The sequence below is a fragment of the Nesterenkonia natronophila genome (genome assembly GCF_003595215.1).
GTDB classification, from domain to species: domain Bacteria; phylum Actinomycetota; class Actinomycetes; order Actinomycetales; family Micrococcaceae; genus Nesterenkonia; species Nesterenkonia natronophila.
In genome coordinates this window covers 35,022-58,825 of the sequence record NZ_QYZP01000001.1, presented here as the reverse complement: position 1 = coordinate 58,825, position 23,804 = coordinate 35,022, and the positions used below count along the sequence as shown (strand labels likewise).

26 protein-coding genes are annotated in these 23,804 nt (G+C 63.0%); 12 read left to right on the top strand and 14 right to left on the bottom strand.

The genetic code is table 11. The features are described 5' to 3' along the window. Nucleotides 1–3: 3 nt before the first annotated feature. From D3250_RS00315 to D3250_RS00295, 5 genes are all read left to right on the top strand, one after another. On the top strand, nt 4–969 hold the full coding sequence (locus tag D3250_RS00315; protein ID WP_119901394.1) for a carbohydrate ABC transporter permease: 966 nt from the start codon (nt 4–6) through the stop codon (nt 967–969). Then, nucleotides 966–1,874, top strand: coding sequence for a carbohydrate ABC transporter permease (locus tag D3250_RS00310; protein WP_119901393.1), 909 nt, complete (start codon nt 966–968; stop codon nt 1,872–1,874). The genes D3250_RS00315 and D3250_RS00310 overlap by 4 nt, the downstream gene beginning before the upstream one ends. Beyond that, nucleotides 1,871–3,316 carry a GH1 family beta-glucosidase gene (locus D3250_RS00305; protein ID WP_119901392.1) on the top strand — a complete coding sequence of 482 codons (1,446 nt, stop codon included), beginning with the start codon at nt 1,871–1,873 and terminating at the stop codon, nt 3,314–3,316. Before D3250_RS00310 ends, D3250_RS00305 begins: the two co-directional genes overlap by 4 nt. Before the next feature lie 5 nt (nt 3,317–3,321). Continuing rightward, entirely contained in the window at nt 3,322–4,326 is a 1,005-nt protein-coding gene (locus D3250_RS00300) for a LacI family DNA-binding transcriptional regulator (protein ID WP_119901391.1), read from the top strand. A gap of 274 nt (nt 4,327–4,600) precedes the next feature. After that, entirely contained in the window at nt 4,601–5,140 is a 540-nt protein-coding gene (locus tag D3250_RS00295; RefSeq protein WP_119901390.1) for a YceI family protein, read from the top strand. A gap of 143 nt (nt 5,141–5,283) precedes the next feature. Here the strand turns inward: D3250_RS00295 and D3250_RS00290 are convergent, their stop codons facing one another. Then, the gene (locus tag D3250_RS00290; protein ID WP_147383448.1) at nt 5,284–6,141 is read right to left on the bottom strand and encodes a hypothetical protein; all 858 of its coding nucleotides are present in this window, start codon (nt 6,139–6,141) and stop codon (nt 5,284–5,286) included. Nucleotides 6,142–6,227: 86 nt separating this feature from the next. On the opposite strand from D3250_RS00290, the gene D3250_RS00285 reads away from it, so the two are divergent. The 3 genes from D3250_RS00285 to mutM all read left to right on the top strand — a co-directional run bounded on the left by D3250_RS00285 (nt 6,228) and on the right by mutM (nt 8,314). Next, on the top strand, nt 6,228–6,743 hold the full coding sequence (locus tag D3250_RS00285; RefSeq protein ID WP_158583026.1) for a GNAT family N-acetyltransferase: 516 nt from the start codon (nt 6,228–6,230) through the stop codon (nt 6,741–6,743). Beyond that, a complete protein-coding gene (locus D3250_RS00280) occupies nt 6,740–7,258 on the top strand; it encodes a GNAT family N-acetyltransferase (protein WP_119901387.1) in 519 nt (172 codons plus the stop codon). Before D3250_RS00285 ends, D3250_RS00280 begins: the two co-directional genes overlap by 4 nt. Nucleotides 7,259–7,333: 75 nt before the next feature. After that, nucleotides 7,334–8,314 carry a bifunctional DNA-formamidopyrimidine glycosylase/DNA-(apurinic or apyrimidinic site) lyase gene (mutM, locus tag D3250_RS00275; protein ID WP_119901386.1) on the top strand — a complete coding sequence of 327 codons (981 nt, stop codon included), beginning with the start codon at nt 7,334–7,336 and terminating at the stop codon, nt 8,312–8,314. A gap of 105 nt (nt 8,315–8,419) precedes the next feature. Here mutM and D3250_RS00270 read toward each other — a convergent pair whose 3' ends face one another. From D3250_RS00270 to D3250_RS00220, 11 genes are all read right to left on the bottom strand, one after another. Further along, nucleotides 8,420–9,061, bottom strand: a complete 642-nt coding sequence (locus D3250_RS00270) for a dihydrofolate reductase family protein (protein WP_119901385.1) — start codon at nt 9,059–9,061, stop codon at nt 8,420–8,422. Nucleotides 9,062–9,063: 2 nt separating this feature from the next. Further along, on the bottom strand, nt 9,064–9,681 hold the full coding sequence (locus tag D3250_RS00265) for a dihydrofolate reductase family protein (RefSeq protein ID WP_119901384.1): 618 nt from the start codon (nt 9,679–9,681) through the stop codon (nt 9,064–9,066). Further along, the gene (locus D3250_RS00260) at nt 9,678–10,376 is read right to left on the bottom strand and encodes a winged helix-turn-helix transcriptional regulator (protein ID WP_119901383.1); all 699 of its coding nucleotides are present in this window, start codon (nt 10,374–10,376) and stop codon (nt 9,678–9,680) included. The genes D3250_RS00265 and D3250_RS00260 overlap by 4 nt, the downstream gene beginning before the upstream one ends. A 109-nt stretch (nt 10,377–10,485) precedes the next feature. Beyond that, nucleotides 10,486–11,022 carry a Na+/H+ antiporter subunit E gene (locus tag D3250_RS00255; protein ID WP_147383447.1) on the bottom strand — a complete coding sequence of 179 codons (537 nt, stop codon included), beginning with the start codon at nt 11,020–11,022 and terminating at the stop codon, nt 10,486–10,488. Then, nucleotides 11,022–12,815, bottom strand: a complete 1,794-nt coding sequence (locus D3250_RS00250; protein ID WP_119901381.1) for a complex I subunit 5 family protein — start codon at nt 12,813–12,815, stop codon at nt 11,022–11,024. Before D3250_RS00250 ends, D3250_RS00255 begins: the two co-directional genes overlap by 1 nt. Next, nucleotides 12,816–14,336, bottom strand: a complete 1,521-nt coding sequence (locus D3250_RS00245; protein ID WP_225973054.1) for a complex I subunit 5 family protein — start codon at nt 14,334–14,336, stop codon at nt 12,816–12,818. Then, a complete protein-coding gene (locus tag D3250_RS00240; RefSeq protein ID WP_119901379.1) occupies nt 14,333–15,850 on the bottom strand; it encodes a complex I subunit 5 family protein in 1,518 nt (505 codons plus the stop codon). Before D3250_RS00240 ends, D3250_RS00245 begins: the two co-directional genes overlap by 4 nt. Next, the gene (locus D3250_RS00235; RefSeq protein WP_119901378.1) at nt 15,847–16,155 is read right to left on the bottom strand and encodes an NADH-quinone oxidoreductase subunit K; all 309 of its coding nucleotides are present in this window, start codon (nt 16,153–16,155) and stop codon (nt 15,847–15,849) included. Before D3250_RS00235 ends, D3250_RS00240 begins: the two co-directional genes overlap by 4 nt. After that, nucleotides 16,155–17,126, bottom strand: coding sequence for an MnhB domain-containing protein (locus tag D3250_RS00230; protein WP_119901377.1), 972 nt, complete (start codon nt 17,124–17,126; stop codon nt 16,155–16,157). The genes D3250_RS00235 and D3250_RS00230 overlap by 1 nt, the downstream gene beginning before the upstream one ends. Beyond that, nucleotides 17,123–17,509 (bottom strand): cation:proton antiporter, encoded by a 387-nt coding sequence (locus tag D3250_RS00225; RefSeq protein WP_225973053.1) that lies wholly within the window; start codon nt 17,507–17,509, stop codon nt 17,123–17,125. Before D3250_RS00225 ends, D3250_RS00230 begins: the two co-directional genes overlap by 4 nt. Next, on the bottom strand, nt 17,506–17,859 hold the full coding sequence (locus D3250_RS00220) for a hypothetical protein (RefSeq protein ID WP_119901376.1): 354 nt from the start codon (nt 17,857–17,859) through the stop codon (nt 17,506–17,508). Before D3250_RS00220 ends, D3250_RS00225 begins: the two co-directional genes overlap by 4 nt. A 263-nt stretch (nt 17,860–18,122) precedes the next feature. Between D3250_RS00220 and D3250_RS00215 the strand changes: the two genes are divergently transcribed. The 4 genes from D3250_RS00215 to D3250_RS00200 all read left to right on the top strand — a co-directional run bounded on the left by D3250_RS00215 (nt 18,123) and on the right by D3250_RS00200 (nt 22,441). Beyond that, complete coding sequence (locus D3250_RS00215; RefSeq protein WP_119901375.1) at nt 18,123–19,112, top strand: carbohydrate ABC transporter permease; 990 nt, start codon at nt 18,123–18,125, stop codon at nt 19,110–19,112. Beyond that, the gene (locus tag D3250_RS00210) at nt 19,109–20,014 is read left to right on the top strand and encodes a carbohydrate ABC transporter permease (RefSeq protein WP_438830117.1); all 906 of its coding nucleotides are present in this window, start codon (nt 19,109–19,111) and stop codon (nt 20,012–20,014) included. The genes D3250_RS00215 and D3250_RS00210 overlap by 4 nt, the downstream gene beginning before the upstream one ends. 67 nt (nt 20,015–20,081) lie before the next feature. Then, entirely contained in the window at nt 20,082–21,410 is a 1,329-nt protein-coding gene (locus tag D3250_RS00205; protein ID WP_158583025.1) for an ABC transporter substrate-binding protein, read from the top strand. A gap of 257 nt (nt 21,411–21,667) precedes the next feature. Then, nucleotides 21,668–22,441 (top strand): LysR substrate-binding domain-containing protein, encoded by a 774-nt coding sequence (locus D3250_RS00200; RefSeq protein ID WP_119901373.1) that lies wholly within the window; start codon nt 21,668–21,670, stop codon nt 22,439–22,441. On the opposite strand, the gene thiE is transcribed toward D3250_RS00200, so the two are convergent. Together thiE and D3250_RS00190 are read right to left on the bottom strand one after the other, a co-directional pair. After that, nucleotides 22,438–23,151 carry a thiamine phosphate synthase gene (gene thiE, locus D3250_RS00195; RefSeq protein ID WP_119901372.1) on the bottom strand — a complete coding sequence of 238 codons (714 nt, stop codon included), beginning with the start codon at nt 23,149–23,151 and terminating at the stop codon, nt 22,438–22,440. The genes D3250_RS00200 and thiE overlap by 4 nt on opposite strands. Further along, the gene (locus D3250_RS00190; RefSeq protein WP_119902196.1) at nt 23,148–23,705 is read right to left on the bottom strand and encodes a type 1 glutamine amidotransferase domain-containing protein; all 558 of its coding nucleotides are present in this window, start codon (nt 23,703–23,705) and stop codon (nt 23,148–23,150) included. Before D3250_RS00190 ends, thiE begins: the two co-directional genes overlap by 4 nt. Between the last annotated feature and the right edge of the window lie 99 nt (nt 23,706–23,804).

Sequence of the window (23,804 nt, the reverse complement as noted above, 5' to 3'; positions counted from 1 at the left end):
CCCATGGCTTCACGCAAACACCTCCGGTCCCGGGCCTCGGCCTGGGACCGGAAGTATTCGCCCTATCTCTACATCAGCCCCTTCTTCCTACTGTTCGCCGTGGTCGGGCTCTTCCCCCTGGTCTACACCGTCTGGGTGGCAGCCCACGATTGGGACCTCATCATGGGCCAGGGAGAGTTCGTCGGTTTCGACAACTTTGCCCACGTGGTCGGACAGCGGGCCTTCTGGATCGCCCTGCGCAATACGCTGAGCATCTTCATCCTCTCCACAGGCCCTCAGGTGGTGGCGGCGATCATCATCGCCTACATGCTCGACAGTCACCTCCGAGCCAGAACCTTCTGGCGAATGGGTGTCCTGCTGCCATACGTGGTCACCCCGGTAGCAGTGGCGCTGATCTTCTCCAACTTCTTCTCCCAGCGGTTCGGTCTGGTGAACTCGGTGCTGGACACCATCGGCATCGATGCCATCGGCTGGCAGTCTGAAGTGCTTCCCAGTCACCTGGCAATCGCCTCCATGGTGAACTTCCGCTGGACCGGGTACAACGCCCTAATTTTCCTGGCGGCCATGCAGGCCGTCCCTCGCGACCTCTACGAGCAGGCAGAGATAGATGGGGCGGGCAAGGTACGTCAGTTCCTCTCCGTCACCGTGCCCATGCTTCGACCCACCATCATCTTCGTGGTCATCACCTCCACCATCGGAGGACTGCAGATCTTCGACGAGCCCCGCCTTTACGACCAGTACGGGCGCGGCGGCACAGATGGCCAATGGCAGACCATGACCATCTACCTGTACGAACTCGGCTGGACCCGGTCCGACTTCGGTCTCGCGTCCGCTGTGGCGGTGTTGCTGTTCCTGCTGATCGTCGCGATCGGCATCATCAACTTCACCATTACCCGGCGCATCGCCACCGGTGATGGTCGGAAGAAGACGGCGTCGCGGCGTCGCTTCGCGAAGGGAGTCAGGTCATGACGGCCAGCGCACCAATTGCACCTGTGAACGCCCAGGCTGATTCGGGCCGAACCCTCGGGCGCCGGCGTCGTTCTGCGCCCGGGGGCCAGAACCGCAGACCCGGCTTCATCGTCTACGGCTGTCTGGCCGCAGTGGTGGTCGGCGGGATGTTCCCGCTGTGGTGGAGCTTCCTGATCGGGTCCCACCACTCCACTATCCTGTCGCAGACCAGCTTCCCATGGTGGCCCGGGGGGAACTTCTTGGTAAACGCCGCTACGGTGATGGACACCATCCCCTTCTGGCGGGCGACGATGAACTCGATCATTGTCTCCACCACCACCGCGTTCTCTGTGGTGTTCTTCTCCACCCTTGCCGGTTATGCCTTCGCTAAGCTGCGTTTTAGGGGTTCAGGACCGCTGCTGGTCTTCGTCATCGCCACCATGGCAGTGCCCACCCAGCTCGGCGTGGTGCCCCTCTATCAGGTGATGGCGGCCCTAGGCTGGACCGGGGACCTGGTTGCTGTGATCGTTCCGGCACTGGTGACTGCCTTCGGAGTGTTCTGGATGACTCAGTACCTGCGGCAGGCGATTCCGGATGAACTGATCGAGGCTGCCACGGTGGATGGCTGTTCCATGATCCGCACCTTCTACCATGTCTGTCTGCCTGCGGCCCGCCCGGCGGCATCCATGCTGTTTCTGTTCACGTTCGTTCTGAATTGGACGAACTTCTTCTGGCCGTTCATTGTGCTCGGACCCCAGAACCCCACATTGCCGGTTGCCCTGCAGCAGCTGCAGGCTGCGCATTTTGTGGACTATTCGCTGGTGCTCACCGGAGCCACCCTGGCCACTGTGCCGCTGTTGATTCTGTTCGTCTTCGCTGGCCGCCAATTGGTGTCCGGAATTATGCAAGGAGCTGTTAAAGCATGACCATCGTTACGCCGTCCGAGGCCGCCACCACACCGAGCGCGGTGACCTTCCCCAAGTCATTCCTGTGGGGCTCGGCCACAGCCGCCTATCAGGTGGAAGGTGGGCACGCCGCCGGTGGGAGGGCTCCCAGCATCTGGGACACTTTCTCCAAGACCCCAGGAAAGACTCACGGTGGCGACACCGGGGACGTAGCCTGCGATCATTATCACCGCTTCCGCGAAGATGTGGCGTTGATGAAGCGGTTGGGCCTCAACGTCTACCGCTTCTCAGTGAGCTGGTCACGTGTGATGCCCGATGGGGTGACGGTGAATCCGGAAGGTCTGCGGTTCTACTCAGATTTGGTCGACGAACTTCTGAATGCTGGGATCATCCCATGGTTGACGCAGTACCACTGGGACCTGCCGCAGGTGTTGGAGGACGCCGGTGGTTGGGCCAACCGGGAGACGGCCTACGCTTTTGAGAACTACGCTGTTGTGCTCCATGAGGCTCTGGGGGACAGAGTCCGGCAGTGGACCACGCTGAACGAACCCTGGTGCGCAGCGTTCCTGGGCTATGCCAACGGGCACCATGCCCCGGGCCGCACGGAACCGTCTTTTGCATTGGCCGCGGCGCATCATCTGCTGCTGGGCCATGGTCTGGCAGTGCACAGGTTGCGCGAGCGCGACCCGGAGCTGGAGCTGGGGCTTACGCTGAACTTCACGGACTATCGTCCTGCGGATCCGGCATCAGCCGGTGATGTGGATGCGGCGCGCCGGCTGGACGGGTCCTTCAACCGGTTCTTCGCAGAGCCGATCTTTCACGGCACTTATCCGGCGGATGCGCTGGAGGACCAGGCCGGGTTGTGGCCAGACGATCTGATTCATGCCGGTGACATGGAGCTGATATCCACTCCTATTGACGTGCTGGGAGTCAACTTCTATACCGGAGAGCTGCTCACGGGGGCGGACCCGGGGGAGGCTTCTGCCGCTGCGGCTTCAGCACGCACAGAGGGTGGACCCAATCCGAATGTGGGCTCCGAGCATGTGTCCTCGGTCCGCCGGGGGCTGCCGCAGACGGCGATGGGATGGGAAGTGTACCCGCAGGCGCTGCGGGACCTGCTGGTCAGGCTGCACACCGATTACACCGCCGAAGCGGGTGTGGCGCTCTACGTGACCGAGAACGGAGCGGCCTATGACGACGTCGTGGAAGCGGACGGTTCGGTTCAGGACACTCAGCGTCTGGACTACATTCGCAGGCATCTGCGCGCGCTGCATGAAGCTATGGAGGCCGGCGCCGATGTCCGCGGGTATTTCGTCTGGTCGCTGTTGGACAATTTTGAGTGGGCCTTCGGCTATGCCAAACGGTTCGGGATAGTGCGGGTGGATTATCAGACCCTCGAGCGGACTCCGAAGGCGTCAGCCCACTGGTTTGCCGGGGTAGCGCGCACCGGTGTGGTGGACTAGGGGGTATGCCAACTAAGCGTCTGCCCACTTTGGAGGACGTTGCCGCCCGGGCCGGGGTCTCCAGGGCAACGGCCTCCCGGGTGGTCAATGCAGACCCCCGAGTGGGCAGTTCCGCACGGGAAGCGGTGCACGCCTCCATCCGGGACCTGGGCTACCGGCCGAACCGGGCAGCCCGGTCCCTGGTGCGCCCCGATGTCGCCTCCATTGCCGTCGTCGTGCCGGAGGCCGAGGAGCGGGTCTTCTCTGATCCGTTCTTCTCCGCCATCTTGGGGGCGATCTACACCAAGCTGGCCGATTCCCCCGTACAGGTCTTGCTGGCGGTAGCGCCGCCCGGAAGACGAGACAAGATTGAGCGCTACCTGCGTGGCGGGTATACCGACGGGGCCATTGTTGTGTCTCACCACCGCGACGATGGAATCTCCGACGTCCTGCGCGAGATCCAGCTTCCGGCGGTCTATATCGGTCGTCCCCATGCCGGCGATGTGGGGCTCCCCTATGTGGATGTCGATAATGTCACCGGTGGCATGTTGGCGACTCAGCGACTCATCGATGGAGGTCGGCGCCGGATCGGCACAGTGGCTGGGCCGCAGGACATGGTCTCCGGAGCCGACCGGCTCGCTGGGTGGCGCCGCGCGATGGGCCAGGCTGGTCTTGCTGACGATCTGGTGGAATACGGAGATTTCACGGCGGCAAGCGGCGGCGTGGCCCTGCAGCAGCTGCTGGAGCGGGAGCCGAACCTGGACGGGGTGTTCGCGGCCAGCGATCTCATGGCGGTCTCGGTAATTCAGGAACTCCAGGGGCGCGGTATTGATGTCCCCGGAGATGTGGCGGTAGTGGGCTTTGATGATTCACAGGTGGCCGAGCTGACCCGTCCGCCACTGACCACCGTGCTGAGTACCACCACGGGGTTGGCGCGCACAGCGGTAGAGATGCTGCTGACCTTGTTGGAGGGTCAACAGGTGGAGCATGTCATCCTTCCGACCGAGCTGGTTCCCCGCGACTCCGCCTAGTCCCCTCACGACCCCGGACCACAGCGTCTCTGGATGTGGGAAACGACGCCGAAAACAGGCCCTGTTTCCCACATCCAGAGACGCTTTGCAGCACTCTGAGGCAGGTAGGCTGCTGTTCGGACGGGAGTCCAGCATCTGGACCATCCGAAAAGTTTTTCAATTTTGAAATAAATCCGTCTGACGGTGAGTTGTCACCAATCGAACCGCGGAAGACCCGCGGGCCGCACGGTGTGAGCAGTCGTCACCCAAGAAACTGATGAAGGAGAACATCCCAATGGCAATTACTCTTACCCCCGGTACCTGGACCTTGGACGGTTCCCACTCTGAGATCGGCATGAGCGTGCGTCATGCTGGAATCTCCCGGGTGCGCGCTGTATTCGAAGAGTCCACCGGCACTGTGAAGGTCGGCGAAGACGGAACGACTGATGTCAATGCAGTGGTGCGCGCGGACTCCTTCAATTCAAAAGCTGAAGACCGCGACGCCCATGTCAAGGGCGAGGATTTCCTCAACGCCGAGAAGCACCCTGAGCTCACATTTGTTGCCAGCACCGTGAAGCCTACCGGCGAAGTGTTCGACCTGACCGGTGAACTGACCATTCGAGGGGTTTCCAAGACGGTGACCTTCGAGGGGGAGTTCGGCGGCCAGGCCGTGGATCCCTTCGGCATGACCCGCGCTGGATTCTCCGCATCCACGACCATCTCCCGTAAGGATTTTGGCCTGACCTGGAACGCCGCCCTGGAAGCAGGCGGTGTGCTGGTCAGCGACAAGGTCAACATCGACCTCGACGTCGCGTTCGTTCACCAGGGCGAGTAATTCCTTAAGACCCCTACTCCGCCGGCGCGCAGCGGGCTGGCGGCCTCACAGAACTCCCCCGGCAAAGCAGCACTCGCGCCGGGGGAGTTCTTACGTCGCGCCGCGTCACTTGCCCGGTACGGCACTGGGGGGCATTGCCCGGTTTACTGCTCCGGGGCGTCTTCCTCAGGGGCTGGTTGTTCTTCCTGCTGGGGCTGCTCTACCGGGCCCTGTTCCTCTTGGGGCGGCGCCTCGGGTGCCGCGGGGTCCTCTACGACGTCCTCCTGCTCGGGTGGTGGAAGCTCATCGCCACTGTCATCTTCAACGTCCGGCTCATCTCCCTCGCCGCCCGAACCGCCTCCACCACCGAAGAACGTGGTGCCGCTGCTGTCCTCATTGCGCACGATGTCAGAAAGAGGCTGACCCACTGACATCTCGATCACGGTCACCGTCCCTGCCAGGAGCACGAAGACCAGCGCGATCGAGCCGAAGATCTTCTTGGGGCCGTAGCGTTCCATCATGGCCCTCCAGGCCTGGCGTATGCGACCAGGTGATGACTGCTCTGGAGTTTCCGGATAGACCGTCGAGGGTTCCTCCTGCTCTGGCTCGGTCGTCTCTGGGCCACCGGGCCCAGAGCTGAAGGACTCAGGAGCATCGGTCGCGGTCTCGAAACGAGCCGCAGACTGATATGCATAATTGCTCACACTGCCATCCAGGGACTCGGACCGCTGAGCCTGGTTTCGAACCTTGGGTTGCGCACGTTTGACCTTTTCCTTGGCGCTGTAGATGGCTGACGAGTACATAAAGTTCCCAAGGACGGTGAGGACGCTCACCAAGGCCACGCCGATGACCGTGCCTGCGACCCCCAGGAAGGACATGAAGTAGGTCACACTGACCGCTGTCAGCATGCCCGCCAGCGTCTGCGGCATCGAAGGGCGGGGAGGCTTCTCAGCACTCGGTTCGGTGGAATGGCGAGGAAGTTCCTCCTCGCCACCTCTGGCATTATCACGGAACGTACTCACAGATGCCGACTATACGGCGGGCTGCTGTGCTGTCGCGAACTGGGAGACCGCTAGTCCATGTACCCCAGGCAACATATCCTGGTCTGGTGTTGGGACAGATCGCGATCAGGACGCCGGAGCTGGACGACGCCGAGCGGGTGGGAAGGGCGCACTCCGTCGCCGCCGACGAGGCGTACGGATCTTATTTCCCGCGCGATTGGATGTTCCAGCGCAACACCCCGGCAAAGCGCACCGAGCAGTGGCATCAGCTGCTCAGTGAACCTGCGCCCGAGGGCCAATTGCGCAGAGTGCGCATTGCCGAAGCGGGAGAGAAGGTGCTTGGGTTCGGCATCTTCGGCACCGCTCGGGACGCCGACGCTCCCGTAGGCTTCGAACTTCACCGGCTGTATGTGCTCTCCGAGGCCTACGGCAGCGGTCTTTCCGACAGGCTGCTCCACGAACTGACGCCCGAACGGCCCGCGCACTACTTGTGGGTCATGGAGCAAAACCGCCGGGCGATCGCCTACTACCGCAAGCGTGGGTACTGGCACGACGGCGCTGTGGAGCGGCTTCCGACTATCGCTAACCTCCCCAAAACTCGTATGGTCTGGAGCCCGCAATGAGCGAAAACTACACCATCCGCCACCCACAGCTTCATGAAGCTGAAGGGCTCGCCCATGTCCACATCAAGGCCTGGGAGCAGACTTATCAGGGAGTCCTGCCGGATCAGTTCTGGAACGAGGATGCCTACCAGCGTCGGCTGAACTCCTGGCGGCAGATGCTAGCCGACCAAGCCCACAGGGCTCGCACCAGGGTGGTCGAAGTGGATGGCGCCGTGGTAGGCATGGCTCAGATCGGACCTCCGCGTGAGGACGATGTGGCCGTCGAACATGAGCTCTACATGATGTACCTCTTGGCCGAGCACCAGGGCAGCGGAGCGTCGTCCGAAATGATGGAAGAGCTGCTCCATCACAAATCGGCGTCCCTCTGGGTGTTGAAGAACAACGCACGAGCGCTGGCGTTCTACCGCAAGCACGGATTCGAGCCCGACGGTGCCGAGAAGGACCTCGGCGAAGATGAAGGTGCCGCGGCCCTGGCTGGCATCGTGGAAATTCGCATGGTTCGCGGCCCCCAATAACACCGCGGTTCGTTTCCATGCTGCACCGGACAGCACACCCCCGGAGCCCAGCAGGATCTGGCACACTGTGGTGCTATGCCTGAATTGCCGGAGGTTGAGGTGGTGCGCCGCGGGGTGCACCAGTGGGCTGCTGGGCACACCGTACTGGACGTCACTGTCCACGACGAACGCAGCCTCCGCCGACACCATCAAGGCCCTCAGGATTTTCGGCGCCAACTGGCCGGCCGCCGGCTGGGAGAGCCGCAGCGTCGCGGGAAGTTTCTCTGGATTCCATTGCTCAGCGGTGACGTGCCGCAGCCCTCGACCGCTCTGGTGATTCACCTTGGTATGAGTGGGCAGGTGCTCATGGAGCACGACGCCGCCCCCGCAGAGAAGCACCTAAAGATCACTCTGGACCTGGACCTGGACCTAGGCGCAAGAGTGCATACTGAGGCCACTGGACAGCCGCGGAGCACACCGAACCAGCTGCGCTTCGTGGACCAGCGCATCTTTGGCGGCATGCACCTGGCCCCCCTGGTCCCCGATGTCGTGAACACTGGCTCCTCACGGTTGATCCCGCAGTCGGCAACTCATATAGCCCCAGACCCAATGGAGACTGCTGTGACCGCGGAATGGCTGTTCACGGCACTGCGGCGTCGTCGCACTGGGCTCAAACGGGCCCTGCTGGACCAGACCGTCATCTCTGGTGTGGGGAACATTTACGCGGACGAGGCACTCTGGCGGGCGCAGATGCATTTCGCTCGCCGCACCGAGACCATCACCCGGGCCGCAGCCGCCCGGCTGCTGACCGGACTGCAGGAGGTCATGGGCGCAGCCCTGGAGGCTGGCGGTACCAGCTTCGATGCGCTGTATGTCAACGTCAATGGTGCCTCCGGTTACTTTGACCGCTCACTGAAAGCCTACGGGCAGGCCGGCCGGGAGTGCCCCCGCTGTGCTGCGGCAGTGGCCAACGGCGCAGCTCACACAGCAGCCGTGATCCAGCGGGCGAAGTTCATGGGCCGCTCCTCCTACTGGTGCCCGGACTGCCAGCCTCGCCCTCGCCATGGAAGGTGGTAGCCTCCGGAGTTCTTTCGTTTTTCTGGCCGTCGGCTCGCCGAGGAGTGACTGCGAGGCTCAATCAGTTGGGCCGACCGGAGCGGGATAAGTTGCTGAGTGCCAGGGCTAATCTTGCCGGATGCTGTCTTTGCCGTCCTCGACGACGGCGGCTGCTTGGCTGAACTCCCCGGGTGTCAGTTCCAGGGAGACGACGCCGCTGTCGGTGACGGTGCTGCTGGTGACGGTCATAGTGCTGGCTGGGTTCTCAGGGCCGAAGACGCTTGCTCCTTCGCCGACCAGGACCGGCGCGATGAGGAAACGATAAATATCCACCAGGCCAGCCTGGTGCAGGGTGCGCGCCAGTTGGATGCTTCCGTGGACCTGCAGCTCATCCCCGGGCTGGGCCTTCAGTTCCCGGACTCGGTGCAGGAAATCCTTGCCGAGCACAGTAGTGGTATCGGCCCAGACGTCGGCTACTGAGCCAGAGGTGACAACGTACTTCTGCCCGTTGTTGATCTGGGAGGCGACCCGGTCCTCCGGATCGGTGATCTGGGGCCAGTGACTGGAGAAGGTGTTATAGGTGGTGCGTCCAAGAAGCAGCGCCGAGGTATGGGAGTACCATTCACCGACCGCCCGACCGCAGCCTTCGTCGAAGACGGGCATGAGCCAACCGCCCCGGGTGAAGCCTCCTCGGGGATCCTCCTCTGGGCTTCCCGGTGATTGCGAGACCCCGTCGAGGGTCATGAATAAATTGATGCTGAGTTTCATGACTATGTCTTTCTTCTCGTTCCGATCTGATACGTGAGGTGGGTAGCATTGGGGGTGACCACGACGTCGACCTGGGTCAATTGGATCTGCTGGTCGATGAGCGCAAAGAGGCTGGTCCCGGCGCCCATCAGCACCGGTGAAAGGTGCACGCGCACCCTGTCGACCACCCCGGCGGAGATCGCGCGAGCGATGGTCTCGCCGCCGCCCATGATCACGACCTCTTTCTCACCCGCGGTGTCCCGCGCCTGGGAGACGGCCGACTCGATGCCGTCGCTGATGAAGGTGAATCCTTGAGTGTGCTTGGTCTGCGCAGGCACTTGGTGGGTGACGACGAAGATCGGCGGCATGGCCGGGGTCGGGTGGTCGTAGGCGTAGTTGATGTCTTGATCCCATCCGTTGGGACCATCGACGAAGTCGAAGGTGCGCCGGCCCATGACAACCGCACCGGTCGAGCCTTCCGCGTGCTCGAGGAACGCGCGATCCTCAGGCGAGTCGTGGGAGGCGAAAACCCACTCTTGGATCGCCTCCCCGCCCCGCCCCAAGCCGTGTTCGAGGTCTGGCCCGGGGCCGGTGACATAACCGTCCAGTGACATGGAAATATCGGCGATGACGTTGCTCATGCGGGTCCTTCCATCGGAGGTGTCGGCAGTGTGAAGCAGCGGGCGAAGGCGGTGACTGAAGCCGGTGAGCCATCAATGCGCACCCGGGCATCTCGGCTTGCTTCGGCAAGGTCGAGCCGTGCGTAGACGATGGCGGCCAGAGTTTTCGGATCAGCGTGAACGCGGGTGGGGCTGGAGTCCGTCGACACCCTAGAGTGTGCTGAGAGTCCGGGATGTTCCTCGTGTCTCGCAATGGTGAAGACGCCCTTCGCCACCCGGGCTTCGAAGACGTCCTCACCCATGAGGAACGTCAGATGCAGCTCCGAATCACGGGCGGCCTGGGAATCGAACGTCGTCCTCAGCGACAGGGCGAACGACGAGGCGCTGAATGACTGCTCCTCCAGGTTGACCGGAGTATGGGCAGCCCAGCGACCCAGGGAGACCAGTATCGGTTCGAGTCCGGCGCCCCAGGGGGTGAGCTCATAGACGGTGACCGCAGCAGGCGGGCTCAGGCGCCTCTTGGCTATGACACCGGCATCGGTGAGCTCCTTGAGCCGGCTGCCCAGGATGTTGGTGCTCACCCCCGGCAGGGCCGAGGCCAGATCGGAATAGCGACGCGGACCGAAGACGAGCTCGCGGACCACAGGAAGCGTCCACCGCTCACCGACCACATCGAGGGCCCGTGTGACTCCACAGGCATCACGGTAAGTACGCATACATCGTTTTTACCACTACGTACTTGTAAATAACAAGTAAAGGGTGCCGGGAACACTGCTGCGTGTCGTTGATGAAGAGAATGGAATGCGGTCCCTGTCGACTAGGCGCTCAGTCGAAGGCACGTACCACCCGGTGCTGCAGTTGCTTCCACTGCCTGGCCGGGTCCAGCTCTGCGGCCAGGGTGTGCAGCTCCACCATGACCGGTTTCGCGGTTTCTGCGTTCGTGGTGACCAGCGCCGTGATCCCCTCTTGGTCAGTGGTGCGCTGGATCATGGACCCAGGCATGAGGTTCATCAGCACCATCGCGACCTGACGCGCATGGCCTTCGGGCAGATCGATGGGTGCAGTCACCACAGTGGGTGCGATGCGCACCGGGTGCCGCAGTGACCGCACCGCCACGTCTATTCCGCCGAGCACCGACTGCCACAGGAACCACAGACCCAGCACGGCGAAGAACCAGATGCGCCTCGGCCATCGGTCCACCCTTGCAGGTGCCTGCGGGGGCATCAGCCACAGGCTCAGCGCAGTGCACCCGGCCACCGACAACAGCCCATAGACCGCATACTCCGACGAGGCTGCCGTAAAGGCGGCCCAGAGCACACCGAGCACTACAGCTCGCAGCGACGCCGCGACTGCCCAACGCATCACCACATACCTCCTGCCCACACAACGATGACGACTGCAGCGGCCGTCAACACCAGAATGACGAGGCCGGATCCCTCCCAGCTGCTCAAGGTGAGCTCAGCCCGCGCAGCGCCACGGCGTAACCATTCCGCAACTCCGCGCCCGGCTCCTGCACCGCGGGAACGCACGGTCGTGGAGGCAGCGTGGGCAGCTTCAAGTCCTGCGGAGGCACCCTCCCAACCGCGCATGACCAGCGATTCCTTGGCCACCACAATGTCCCCGGGCTCGACCTTCGTTCCGTCTGGTCTGAGCCAGATTGGCAACAGATCCCGCAGGGCAGCCCACCAGGCCGCGACCCCCACTGCGATGCCCAGCAGGATCGGCCAAGAGGCGTCCCACAGTGCGGTTGCAGTCCAACCGAACTCACCCGCGCCGGGGAGCCACCACAGACCGACCATCCACGGCACTGTCACCCCAGCCGCGCAGACCGCCAACCACGAGAGCAGCTCGCCGTCGGGTGGGCCCACAGGTGCTCGTTCCGCACGGCTGAGCACCCAGGCAAAACGCATCAGCAGCAGAGTCGAACCTGTCGCCACCAGCGGCAGGAGCTGATCCAGGCCCACACCCAGCACGCTGATGCCCTCCACCGCATCCTTCGAGACGTACTTTCCGTAAGCGCCCGAGGTCAGCGGAGCACCAGCTACGGCAAGCGCGGCCCCCGCCATGCCTAGAGCGACCAACACGCCGGTGCGACCTCGGCCATAGTGTTTGACCACCGGCACCCCCAGGAATAGGGCGCCCTTTGCCAAGCCGTGGTGGACCGCATAGAGCACCACTGCCGCAATCGCCGCGCTGGCTATGTCCGGGACCAGCAGCGCGACCGCCACCAGGGAGGTCATGAAGCCCATCTGAGAGATCGTTGAGTAGGCCAGCACTACCTTCGGATCCTTCTGAAGCACCCCGACCACAACTGCGGCGAACGCCCCGACGAGCGCCAGAGTCAGCAGGATCTGTCCCGCCACAACATGGGCAGGTTCCTCGCCCAGGGGGAGGAACCGCACCCAGCCGACCAGCCCTGCTTTGACCATGGCGCCGGAGAGCACCGCAGATGCCGCCGGAGGTGCCGCCGGATGCGCTAGCGGCAACCACACGTGCAGCGGGACCGTCCCGGCCTTGACCCCGAACCCAATCAGCAGCAGCGCCACTATGAGGCCCGTACGGTCTGAGGAAGCTACTGCAGCAGGGGCATCAGCCACCAAGTAACCACCGGCGCTAGCTGTCAGGATCAGTCCCCCCAGAATGGCCGTCTCGCTGATGACTGACATCACCAGGTAGATCCGGGTGGCCCGCCGCGCTGCCCGGTGTCGATAGTGGATCACCAGTCCAGCCGCCGAGAAGCTCATCACCGCGAATGCGAGATAGAAGCTCACCGCATCAGCAGCCCAATACGTGCCGATATTGCCTGCGAAGCACACCATGAGGAATCCGCTGAGTGCCCCGGAGCCGCGCTCAGTATGCCTGAGCTTCACCCAGGTCACGGCCATCAGCGCGGCACCGTAGAGCAGCGCTCCCATCAGAGTCAGCGCCCGTGCTGCCGGATCCAAAGTGAAAACTGTCCCGAACAGCAGCCATGGTGCCTGCAGCTCTGCCTCCGGGGTGATCACACTGAGCGTCGCGGCCGGAAGGACCGTCACCGGCGACAGCATGGCAGCAGCGCGGCGCACCTTATGTCCACGCGCCGGGCCCAGCGTTCCAGCCAGGGCGATGACGGCGGTCAGAGCTAAGGGAGTCAGCAGACTCAGCACCATGAGCATCTAGCTGAACACCCCCTCGGCGATGTATCGGGAGATTTCCAGAGGTGAGAACGGCAACGATGCCGCCAGGCCGACGATCAGCGTGAATCCTGCTGTGCACAGAGCCGGCGCCAGGAGAAGCCCCGGCTCGTGAACCCGCTCCTGCTCATGGGCTGTCTCCGGTGCCTCGGCGTCGTCTTCCCGCTCGCCGAACCAGAGCGAGTAGACCACCGGGAGGAAATAGGCGGCGTTGAGCAGTGAAGAGATGACCAGCACCACGAGGACCCACGGGTGGGGAGACTCCAAGGCCCCCAGCCCCAACTGCCACTTGGAGATGAATCCGGCGGTGGGTGGCAGACCGATCATCCCGAACGCTCCCACCGTGAACGCCGCTGAGGTCCACGGCATGCGACGCCCCGCCCCCCGCAGGTCGGAGATCTTGTGCGCGCCCATTGCCTCCGCGAACAGGCCGGCGCAGAAGAACAGAGTGATCTTCATGATGCCCTGGTGGACCAAGTGCACTACCCCTCCGGCGGTGCCTGCCATGGAGAACATAGTCACCCCCAGCACCACATAGCTGACCTGCGACACCGTGGAAAACGCCAGACGCCGTTTGATCTCCGTCTGCCGCAGCGCTTGGTAGGAACCATAGATGATCGTCACGCTTGCGACCACCAGCAGAGGGGTTAGCACCCCCAGCTCCCAGGCGACTTCAATGCCGTAGACATCATCCACCACACGGACGATGCCGAACACTCCAGCTTTGACGACGGCCACTGCGTGTAGCAGAGCGGATACTGGGGCGGGGGCCACCATGGCGGCCGGCAGCCACGAGTGCAGCGGCACCAGAGCTGACTTCACGCCTAGGCCTCCGACCAGCAGGGCGAAGATGATGACCGCAACGGTGGGGGAGCGGACCGCGAACTCGGCCACATCCGCCGCGCCGCCCTCAGCGAAGTCGGCCGGTCCGGCTTCCATGGTCAGCCACACCACGCCGACAAGTACCGCCACGCCGCCACCGAGGGCGTAGCGCATGTACAGCCTGGCCGCCTGTAAGGACTTCTCATCACCCCAGTGGGCCACCAGCGGGTAGGTGACCAGGGTCAGCAGCTCGTAGAACACCAGGAACGTGATGAGGTTCCCGGAGAAACTGATGCCTACGGTGGCGGCTACACACAGGCTGAAGAATCCGAAAAATCGACTCTGGTACGCGGTGCCCTTCAGATATCCGATGGCATAGATCGTGGTCAGCAGCCACAGCACTGCTGAGAGCCCTGCGAAAAACAGCGCCAACGGGTCCACCCGCAGGACCAAGGAGATGGCCTCCCCACCGCCGGTGGGCAGGAACGGCACGGCGAACTCTGGGCGTGCCCCGTCGGCCACGACCGGGGGCACCAGCAGGACCACCAGTACAAGCTTGATCAGCGCACCGGCAAGGTTGACCGCACTGCGCAGCCCGGCGAGACGCTGAGGCAGCGGGAAGATGATGGCCGCCACCACTACCGACAGCAGCACCAGCCCCAGCGGAATTACGTCGTTCACCACCATGAGCCGACCTCCAGCAGGTCACTCAACCCGGCACCCAGCAGTCCTGTGCAGATGGTCGCCACACCTAGGACCAGCACCGCGATCTCACCGACGCGCTCGCGGACACTGACTGGGCTCGCAGCAGGGGCATCTTCGGCGATTTCGGCTTGGAGCAGCAGTGGGGCGATCCCGCGCAGCATGTACGCCGCTGAGAGCAGGGTCCCGGCCGCGACCACCAGTATCACCCACCAATGTTCAGCAGCGACGGCCGCAGTTGCCAATTGCCACTTGCCGGAGAACCCTAGGCTGATCGGCAGTCCTAGCAGCCCTACCGCGCACATTCCCATCGCCAAGATCAGGACAGGATGGTGGGCCCCAGCGCCGCGTAGGGCAGACATCTCATCTGTGCCGCACCGGTCCTTGAGGAACCCTGCGGCAGTGAAAAGTCCGGCCTTGGCGATGGCGTGACCCACCGCCATGGCAACAACCCCGCCATAGGCGCCTGAGGCGAGCTGGGCGGCATCGTTCTCACCGGGCAGGAGGAGCGGAAAGGCCAAGAACCAATACCCGATCTGAGCCACCGTGGAATACGCCACCAGGGGTTTCAGTCTGTCCTGACGCAGCGCCAGCACGGAGCCGATCAGCACGCCTGCCGCACCGAGAGCACCGAGCATCCACGCTAGCCACTCGGACCCCTGCAGCACCGGAACCGCCCATAGCCAGCAGCGCAGCATCACGACCATAGCGGCCTTGATCACCAATCCAGAGAGGATCGGGGAGACAGCGCTGGGAGCCGCAGAATGCGCCGGTACGAGCCACCGGTGCATTGGCAGCAGCGCGACCTTCATCGCTAGGCCCACGGTCATCAGAGTCAGGGCCAGCAGCGGCAGGGTTGGGTCCTCCAACCCTTCCAACTCACCCCGGGTCTGCTGCAGGTCAAGGGTGCCGGTCACGGAGACGAGCAGCCCCACTCCAGCCAGGAACATCAATGAGCCCAGCACGGCGATGAAGAGGTACCGCAGCGCCGGCTCCCACGAAGAGCGGCCGCCGAGTGCCACTAGGGCCACGGCCGTCAGACCCACGAGTTCCAGACTGACGTAGAGGTTGAATAGGTCCCCGGACAGATACACAGCATTCAGGCCCGACCAACAGCCCAACCACAACGGCCAGAACCCTGGGTGGCCCGGGACCCAGGCCGTAGAACTGAGGTAGGTTCCTGTGGATTTAGGCAGCACGGCCGCATAACCGGTGATGGTCACGCCCACCAGGGACGTCACTCCGAGGAACACTGCTGCCAACCCGTCGCCGCGCAGGTGGATGCCCAGAGGGGCCTCGAAGCCGCCCAGCACCAGCTCGGGCAGTTCTCCCGAGATGACGCTGATCATCACGGGCACGGTCAGTCCGGCGATCAGGAGGGATGTGACCACACCGAGCGCCCGCCGCGCCGGGTGCGGCAGGACCATTGTGAGGGCGGCACCCAACAGGGGGACCAGCGCTAAGGCTCCGAGGCTGAACTGTGCCAGCGTCACTGGTGGTCACCTCTTGGCGGGTCCTCCTGCAGACCTTCGAGTCGACGGATCAGCACCGCCCCGAGGCCGGTGAATGCCACCGCGATGACTAATCCGGTGATCACCAGGGCCTGCAAGACCGGATCGGTAGGCTCAGAGCGTGCGGCCAGCGCTACGAGGGAGACCAGCACTCCGATTCCGGTCACATCCAAGGCGATCAGCCGGGCCAGCAGGTCCCGGACCAGCAGCAGACGGACTATGCCGAAAATTGTCATCACTGTCCCGATCAGCAAGTACCAGCTGACGATGTCGATGCCTGCTTCCATCAGCGCACCCCTTCTGGGTTCTCCAGGGTGAGAAAGAGGGTGTACAGACCAGTGGTGATGCCCGCGGTGAGCAGCACCTCCACCGACAGAACGGCGGCGAATGCCCACTCCGGCTCCCAGGACAGCCACGGCAAACCCAGCACTGGGCCCAACAGGCCCGCAAGAACAAAAACGACGACGCCGCCCACCAGGAGCGGACGCAGCCAGTGGGCGGTGAAAACGCTGATATCCACCTGAGCGGAGCGCAGCATGATGAGTGCTGCGGCGAGCACGGCACCCGACTGGAAGGCGCCCCCAGAGTCGGTGGACCCGGCGAACAGAAGCCACAGTCCCAGCAGTACGAGGGCCGGTGCGAGCATGCGGGCGGCCCAGGCCAGGGCCGAGGGCACCGGTGGCATAGGCGAATCAATCTGGTGGATGCCCAACTGGCGAGTGCCTTCCCCCGAGAGCCCGCCGTTGCGGGACAGAGCCAAGACAGCGGCGGCGGTGAGCATGAGTATCCCCGACTCCAACAGCGTGTCATAGGCTCGGAAGGCCAACAGTACCCCCGTAATCTGGTGCTCCACACCGGAAGCTGGAAGCTGCGTCTCGGCCGGCTCACGCCATGCCGGCAATTGGTGTTCAGCACGCATCCACACTGCAGCAGCCACCACGGTGAGAGCGGTGCCTGAGATCAGCCCGAGGACAGGCCGCAGCCACGGGAGCCGCGGGCTGGACTCCATCCCGCCGGCCCCCGGCGGCACGGGGCTGCGTACGGCCAGCCACACCATCAGGCCGGAGAGCAGACCGGTGCCGATGGCAGCCTCAGCCAGCGCTACGTCCAGAGAGTTGAGGCGCAGCCAGACAATGGCCACGAGCACCCCCAAGACCAGAAATCCCATGCTGATTACCAGCCGAGAGCGTGGGATCAGGCTGAGCCCAGTCACTGCCAGTACCGCTAGCCCCAGGCCGAGGTCAAGGAGCGAGATCATGGATGCCCCACCGATCCCGACGCACGGTGCGGGTCATCCCCGCTTGTCTTTGAGGGGAGTGCCGGCAGCTCATCCGTGTGGTGTACCGGTTCCCGCTCCTCGGCGTGGTCGGTCTCAAGCCCCGCGATCACATGGGCTGACACAGAGGCTCCGGCCAGGGCGAACAGCCAGCACAGCAGCATCAGCCCTGCCGCGGCCAAGTCCGCCAACCAGAGGGCCGCCCCGCTGAGTATCATCCCCAGACCCAGATTGTCTGCCTTAGTGAGAGCGTGCAGGCGGGAACGCACATCAGGAAACCTGATCAGTCCCAACGTCCCCACCGAGAAGAAAAAGGCCCCGCCGAGCATCAGGAACGCCGCCGCAATGTCCAGGATGAGGTTCACGAGCGCTCCTCCCGGGACGCGGTGGAGCCACTGGAGTCGTGGCCGGCGCGCGCATCTTCCCGGGTGCGGGCCCCAGCAGCGGCTCGAACGGCCGCGGTCAGCGCGGCGGTACCGGTGAGGATCACTGCAACATCCGCCAGTCGGAACGGCGGGTCCGGAGAATCTGCCAGCAAGGGTGCTAAGACGATCAGCAGTGCCACCACCGCTGCACCGGTGGTCCCACTCAGCAGCACTACCAGCAGCCAATCCTCACTGAATCCGCGGCGGACGAAGGCGAATAGGGCGGCACCGATATTCAGCAGAAGCACAATGAGGCAGGTGGTGCCGACGGCGATCATCACGTGGTCCACGGGCTGCCCTCCTCCTCAACGCCTCGCCGGTGGGAGGCGTTCGTCCCCCACGGAGTCCCTAATGGACAACTTTCCACCTGCGCCTACACATTCCCCCGGGCACATGCTAATTCCAGGTACGATATGTGCAGCACGAGAGCTGTGCTGTGAGTCACAGGCTGGATTCATCTGTGGTTCACCCGGAATACACCTGCGAGTCGATGGGGACGCGCACCATGGCATGCGGGGCGCCGCCCGTTTGAGCCACCATGAGGGGGAAGAGTTTGACGACCACCGAATCGCGTCCTGCGCATACGGCGCGGGACCGACCCGAGGCGTCCGTCGCTCCTGAGCAGGATCCTGCGCGGCTCGAAGCCGCGAGGAAGAAGGCGCATCGGCGCAGAAGCTCCAAAAACTGGTCACTGTTCCTCCTTTTTGCCGGTCCCAACATTCTGCTGATTCTGGCATTCATCTACTACCCGCTGGCCATGAACCTCTACTTCTCCACCCTGGACTGGCGGTTGGGCGCACCCCGTGCGGACTCAGTGGGACTGGCCAACTATCAGCGGTTCTTCACCTCACCCTCCGGTCTTGAAGTATGGCGGGTCACGGGAATATTCACCGCCGGCGCCGTGCTGGGTTCGATGATTCTGGGTCTGCTGATCGCCCTGGTGCTGAACAAGAAGATCCCCGGACGCACCTTCGCCCGCACCGCGGTCTTCAGCCCGTATGTTCTCTCAGGAGTCGGAGTCGCGCTGGTCTGGATGTTCATCTTTGACCCCCAGCGCGGAGCTCTGATGTTTATCTTGGACCGTTTGGGCATCGACTCTCCGCAGTGGTTCCTGGACCCTGATGCGAACCTGCTGATGGTCATCGTTGTCTACGTGTGGAAGAACCTGGGTTACTGCGCAGTGGTGTTCCTCGCCGGCCTGCAGTCAATCCCTAGTGACCTCCTGGAGTCTGCCACCATCGACCGGGCGGGACCCATCCGGCGATTCTTCTCCATAGTGCTGCCGCTGCTGACACCTACGGTGTTCTTCCTTCTGGTCACCAACATCATCTTCTCCATGACTAATGCGTTCGACATCCTGCGGGTCATGACGCCCACCGGCAACGGCACTAACACCATCATTTTTGAGATCTATCTGCAGTCATTCGGCCAGTTCAATCGGGCCGGTTACTCCGCGGCCATCGCCGTTGTGCTGTTCTTCACCCTGTTCATCATCACCGCCGTCCAACTCCGCTTCGTGGAGAGGAAGGTGCACTACCAGTGAGCACCACCACGCCTCAAGCACCTCGGTCCGGTGTCAAACGACGGTCTGCCCCGGAGTGGACCAAGGCTTTCAGCCCGCGAAACCTCGCCGACACGATGCTTACCGGGTACCTGCCCATCCTGATCGCTCTGCTCATCATTGTGCTTCCCTTAGTGTGGATGGTCTCCTCCAGCTTCAAGCCGGTCAACGAGATCGTCACACTCACCCCTCAGCTGCTCCCGCAGGAGGCCACCACTGAGAACTACGCCACGGTGGACCGCCGCATCCCACTGATGACCGTGCTCCAGAACAGTGTGATCGTCACCTCTGTCGGCTCAATCATCAAAGTGCTGCTGGCCATCACCACCGCATATGCACTGGTGTACATTCGCGTCCCGGGTGCCAACCTGATCTTCCTGGGCATCCTGGTGGCACTGATGGTACCGCCGGAAGTGTCCATGCTCCCGAACTTCATGACGATCGAAGCGCTGGGCGGACGCAACACACTGTGGGGCATCATCCTGCCCGGCCTCGGCACAGCCTTCGGAACTTTTCTGCTCCGCCAGCACTTCAAATCGCTCCCCAAAGAGCTCTTCGAAGCTGCCGAACTCGACGGTGCCGGACACTTCCGCAAACTCTTCCAGATAGCCGTGCCCGTCTCATTGCCGGCGATCTCCACTGTCTCCCTGGTGACCATCGTCAACGAGTGGAACAGCTTCCTCTGGCCACTCATCATCACCGACACCCGGGACCGGATGACCCTGCCGGTGGCCCTGAATCAGCTGCGCAGCGTGGAGGACCAGGTCTCAAGCTACGGGATCTTGATGGCCGGCGCCGTGCTGGTCATCGTCCCAATGCTCATCATCTTCGCCATGCTTCAGCGCTATATCGTCTCTGGTCTCACCCAGGGCGCTGTGAAGTGAGCCTCAAGGAGCTGATGTGATGCCACCCCTTTGCCCAGATCGACTGAATCACTCACGAAGGAGCACGATGATGAAACAATCCCCCATCAATCTGAGCTGGAAGGGCATTGCCGTATTCAGCGTGGCCGCCTTGGCGGTCACTGCCTGCGGCCCGGACACCAATGGCGGCGATGGGGACGATGAAGCCTCAGACGCCGACTGGTCAGACGTCGAGCCTGCTGACTCCATTGTTTTCGCTACTAACCACCCCGGCGGCTCAGAGGATCTGGAGGATGAGCTCATTGAGCGGTTCACCTCGGAAACTGACATCGAGGTGGAGGTCATTACCTCCGGAGCTAACTACGAGGAGACCTCGCAGTGGTTCCAGACCGGTGGTGGATCCAATGCGGATGTGGTGGTGCTCTCAGACGCTACCTGGTTCCCCAACTACCTCAATGACGCACTGATCCCAGTTGATGATGTGCTCGAAGCCGCCGACATTGACGTCGATGGGTATGTCGAGGCTCTCTACGAGGATTACCTCTACGATGGCAGCCACTACGGCGTCCCCTACGCCCGGTCCACCCCCCTCTTCTACTACAACGTGGACCACTACGAAGAGGCTGGCATTGACGGTCCACCGGAGACTTGGGAGGAAGTTGCAGAGACTTCCCAAACCCTAGTTGATGAGGATGTAGCGCAGTTCGGTTACGCCTTCCCGCCCTCGGACGAGTATCCAGCCTGGGGCATGGCCAACCTGGTGTGGGGTTACGGCGGGGCATGGTCTGACGAATGGGACTTCTCCACCGTCTCCTCCGATGAGACCGTCGAAGCTCTGGAATTTGCGCAGTCAGGTGTGGAGGACGGATGGGCAAACGTTGCTGCCACCTCTCAGACAGATGACTTCTCCTCCGGTGTCGCGTCACAGACCATCCAGTCCACTGGTTCGCTGAACGGCATACTGGATACGGCAGAGTTCGAGGTGGGTACCGCCTTCCTGCCGGACGGGCCTGCCGCTGAAGGCGAGACTCCCACCGGTGGTGCCGGCCTGATGCTGGCCTCGGCGTCCTCTCCTGAGGAGCAGCTGGCGGCTGCCATGTTCATCGGTCACATGTCCTCCGCAGAATCCCAGGCATTCTTCTCCGAGGGCACCGGCTACGTTCCCTCTCATCAGGATTCCGACATGTCCGATGTCTACGCTGAGACACCTCAGTTTGAGACAGCTGTGGACCAGCTGGAGCGGGCACGAGTCCAGGATTACGCTCGCGTCTTCCTGCCCGGTGCTGACTTGGAGCTTGCCACCACACTCCAGAGTCTCCTGACCACCGGCGATGATGTGCGTGAGGAGATGGAACGGGTCGAGGCAGAGTTTGAGTCGCTGTACGAGACTGATCTCGCAGACGAGCTCGAGGACTGACCAACACCCTTTCCCCACGTCGGCCCTCTTCAGTAGTCTGAGGAGGGCCGACGTGTCCCACGAGAAGAATTCCATGGCAGCGAAGACCCCGCACATCGCACCCATCACAGTCAGGAGGCTGGTGAGCTGATGTCCCAGCTGCCGACAGAGCGCCGTGATCGCCAGCTGGCCGGTGCCACCGATTCCCTCCTCGAGCATGATGACGTCAGCTCCCGCAACGTGGACTTCCTCCACGAGAAAGTCGTCTGACTAGAACTATGATCCTTGGTGCGATTCCCGGAGCCACACCGGACAAATGGGCAACACGTTGGCGCCAGCGGTTTCCGGACCACGCACTGGAGGTCAAGTATTACGACGACACCGGACAGCTCGAGCGGCTCAGCTCAGGCACCGTGGACATCGGGTACGTGCGGTTCCGGGAGCAAGAGTCTCAACTGAACACAGAGCTCTTCCACCGAGTGCTGCTCTACCGGGAGGATCCGGTCGTATGTGCCGCTGCGGAGCACTGGATTGCGGCGGCCGACGACTCCGTCGACGCGGCGGACCTGATTGATGAGGCATTTGTGGATCCGGTTCAGATACTCCAGCGGAGCCGTGATTCCGCCGCAGGTGTGGGGGCCGATGCTGGGTCAGCGCCCCAGTCCCTGGACGTGCACAGCACGCGGTCTGGGGCGAGTCTGGCGGGTGCGGAGCGGATAGCCCTGGAGGTGGCAGCCAGCGGTGCCGGCGTCGTCGTGCTGCCCAACTCGGTGGCGAGGGTGCTCAGCCGCCGGGATGTGGTGATTCGCAGAATCGCTGGAGCGGCCGGTTACGAGACGGGACTGGCCTGGCTGCGGGCACGTGATTCGGACCTGATCCAGGAGTTCATAGGGATCGCCCGCGGTCGGAAAGAAGGGTCCCCCCGCAGCTCACTGAGCTCGCAGGAACCTCCCGCAAAGTCGAACCGCAGCCCAGGGGGCCAGAAACTGCGCTCGCAGTCCGGAGCGCGCGCTGGCAGATCGGGACGGCCCCGGAAGCCGCGGCGTCGCTAGGCCGGGAGCTTCTCCCGCAGGGCGTGCGCTGCAGCGGTGGTGTCATCGGCTTCGGTCACCGCTCGCACAACAACCACCCGGTCGGCACCTGCAGCGGTGACTTCGTCAATATTCGCCGCGTCGATGCCTCCGATGGCGAAGAACGGCTTGGGGGTCTCCAGTGCTGCGGCCTGGGCGGGCAGGCTCAGGCCTACTGCGGCGCGCCCTGGTTTGGTGGGGGTCTCCCAGACAGGTCCCGTGCTGTAGTAGTCGATGCCAATGTCTGAGTCAGCTTCCCGGACCTGTTCGAAGGTGCGGCAGGAGCGTCCGATGATGACGTCGTCACCCAGAATGGCGCGCGCCTGTTCTGTGGAGAGGTCCTCCTGACCCACATGGAAGACATCGACACCGGTGATCGCCGCCAGATCTGCCCGGTCATTGGCAGCGGAGAGCCCACCGTACTCATCGGCGACCTCTTTAAGCAGTGTCAGGGCTGCGATCTCGGTTTGTACCGACACCTTCTTGTCCCGGACCTGGATGATGTCAGTTCCACCGGCAAAAGCATCCGCGTAGAACGACCTAAGCGCCTCGAAGCCGAGCTCCTCGACCGGTCCGGCCTCGGGGTAGGCAATAAACCGCTGCAAGTCAGTGCAGACATAGAGCCGCGCCGAGAGCAGACGCTCCCGACGCAGCTGACCGAGATGAGTGGGTTCCGGTGTGCTGGCAGTCATACCTTCACACTATCGGCTACAAGTGACAGGAATGCGCGATTGAAGTCCTCAAGGTCGTTGGGGTTCCGAGAAGTGACCAGACCGTCGGACACCACAGCGGGCTCATCAACCCAGGTGGCTCCAGCGTTGGTCAGATCCGTCTTCAATGAGGGGAAGCTGGTCACTTTCCTTCCATTGGCGGCGCCGATCTCTGTGAGAATCCATGGGCCGTGGCAGATGGCCGCCACCGGTTTGCCGGCGTCGAAGAAGGCCTTCACAAACCGCTGGGCATCCTCATCAATGCGCAGTGTGTCGGCATTGAGGGTGCCGCCGGGAAGAATCAGGCCAGCGTAGTCCTCAGGGTCTGCGGAGGGCAGGTGAACATCCACATCGAAGTGGTCGGCATGCTCCCAGTCGCCCTTCATCGCTTGGATCTGTGTGTCCTGCGGGGACACAATCACCGGTGTCCCTCTGGCGGCCTCGACGGCAGCAATGGGCTCGGTGAGTTCTGGCTGCTCTACACCCTTTGTAGTCAGCACAGCAATCTTGGTGTCGGGAATGGAAACATCAGCCATGATCATTTCTCCTATAACAAACGGGTACAGCGTCAATACTCGACCAATCTAGGAACGTGAGCTCAACCTGCAAGGAGCAGGACCTCCATATTGGCTTGA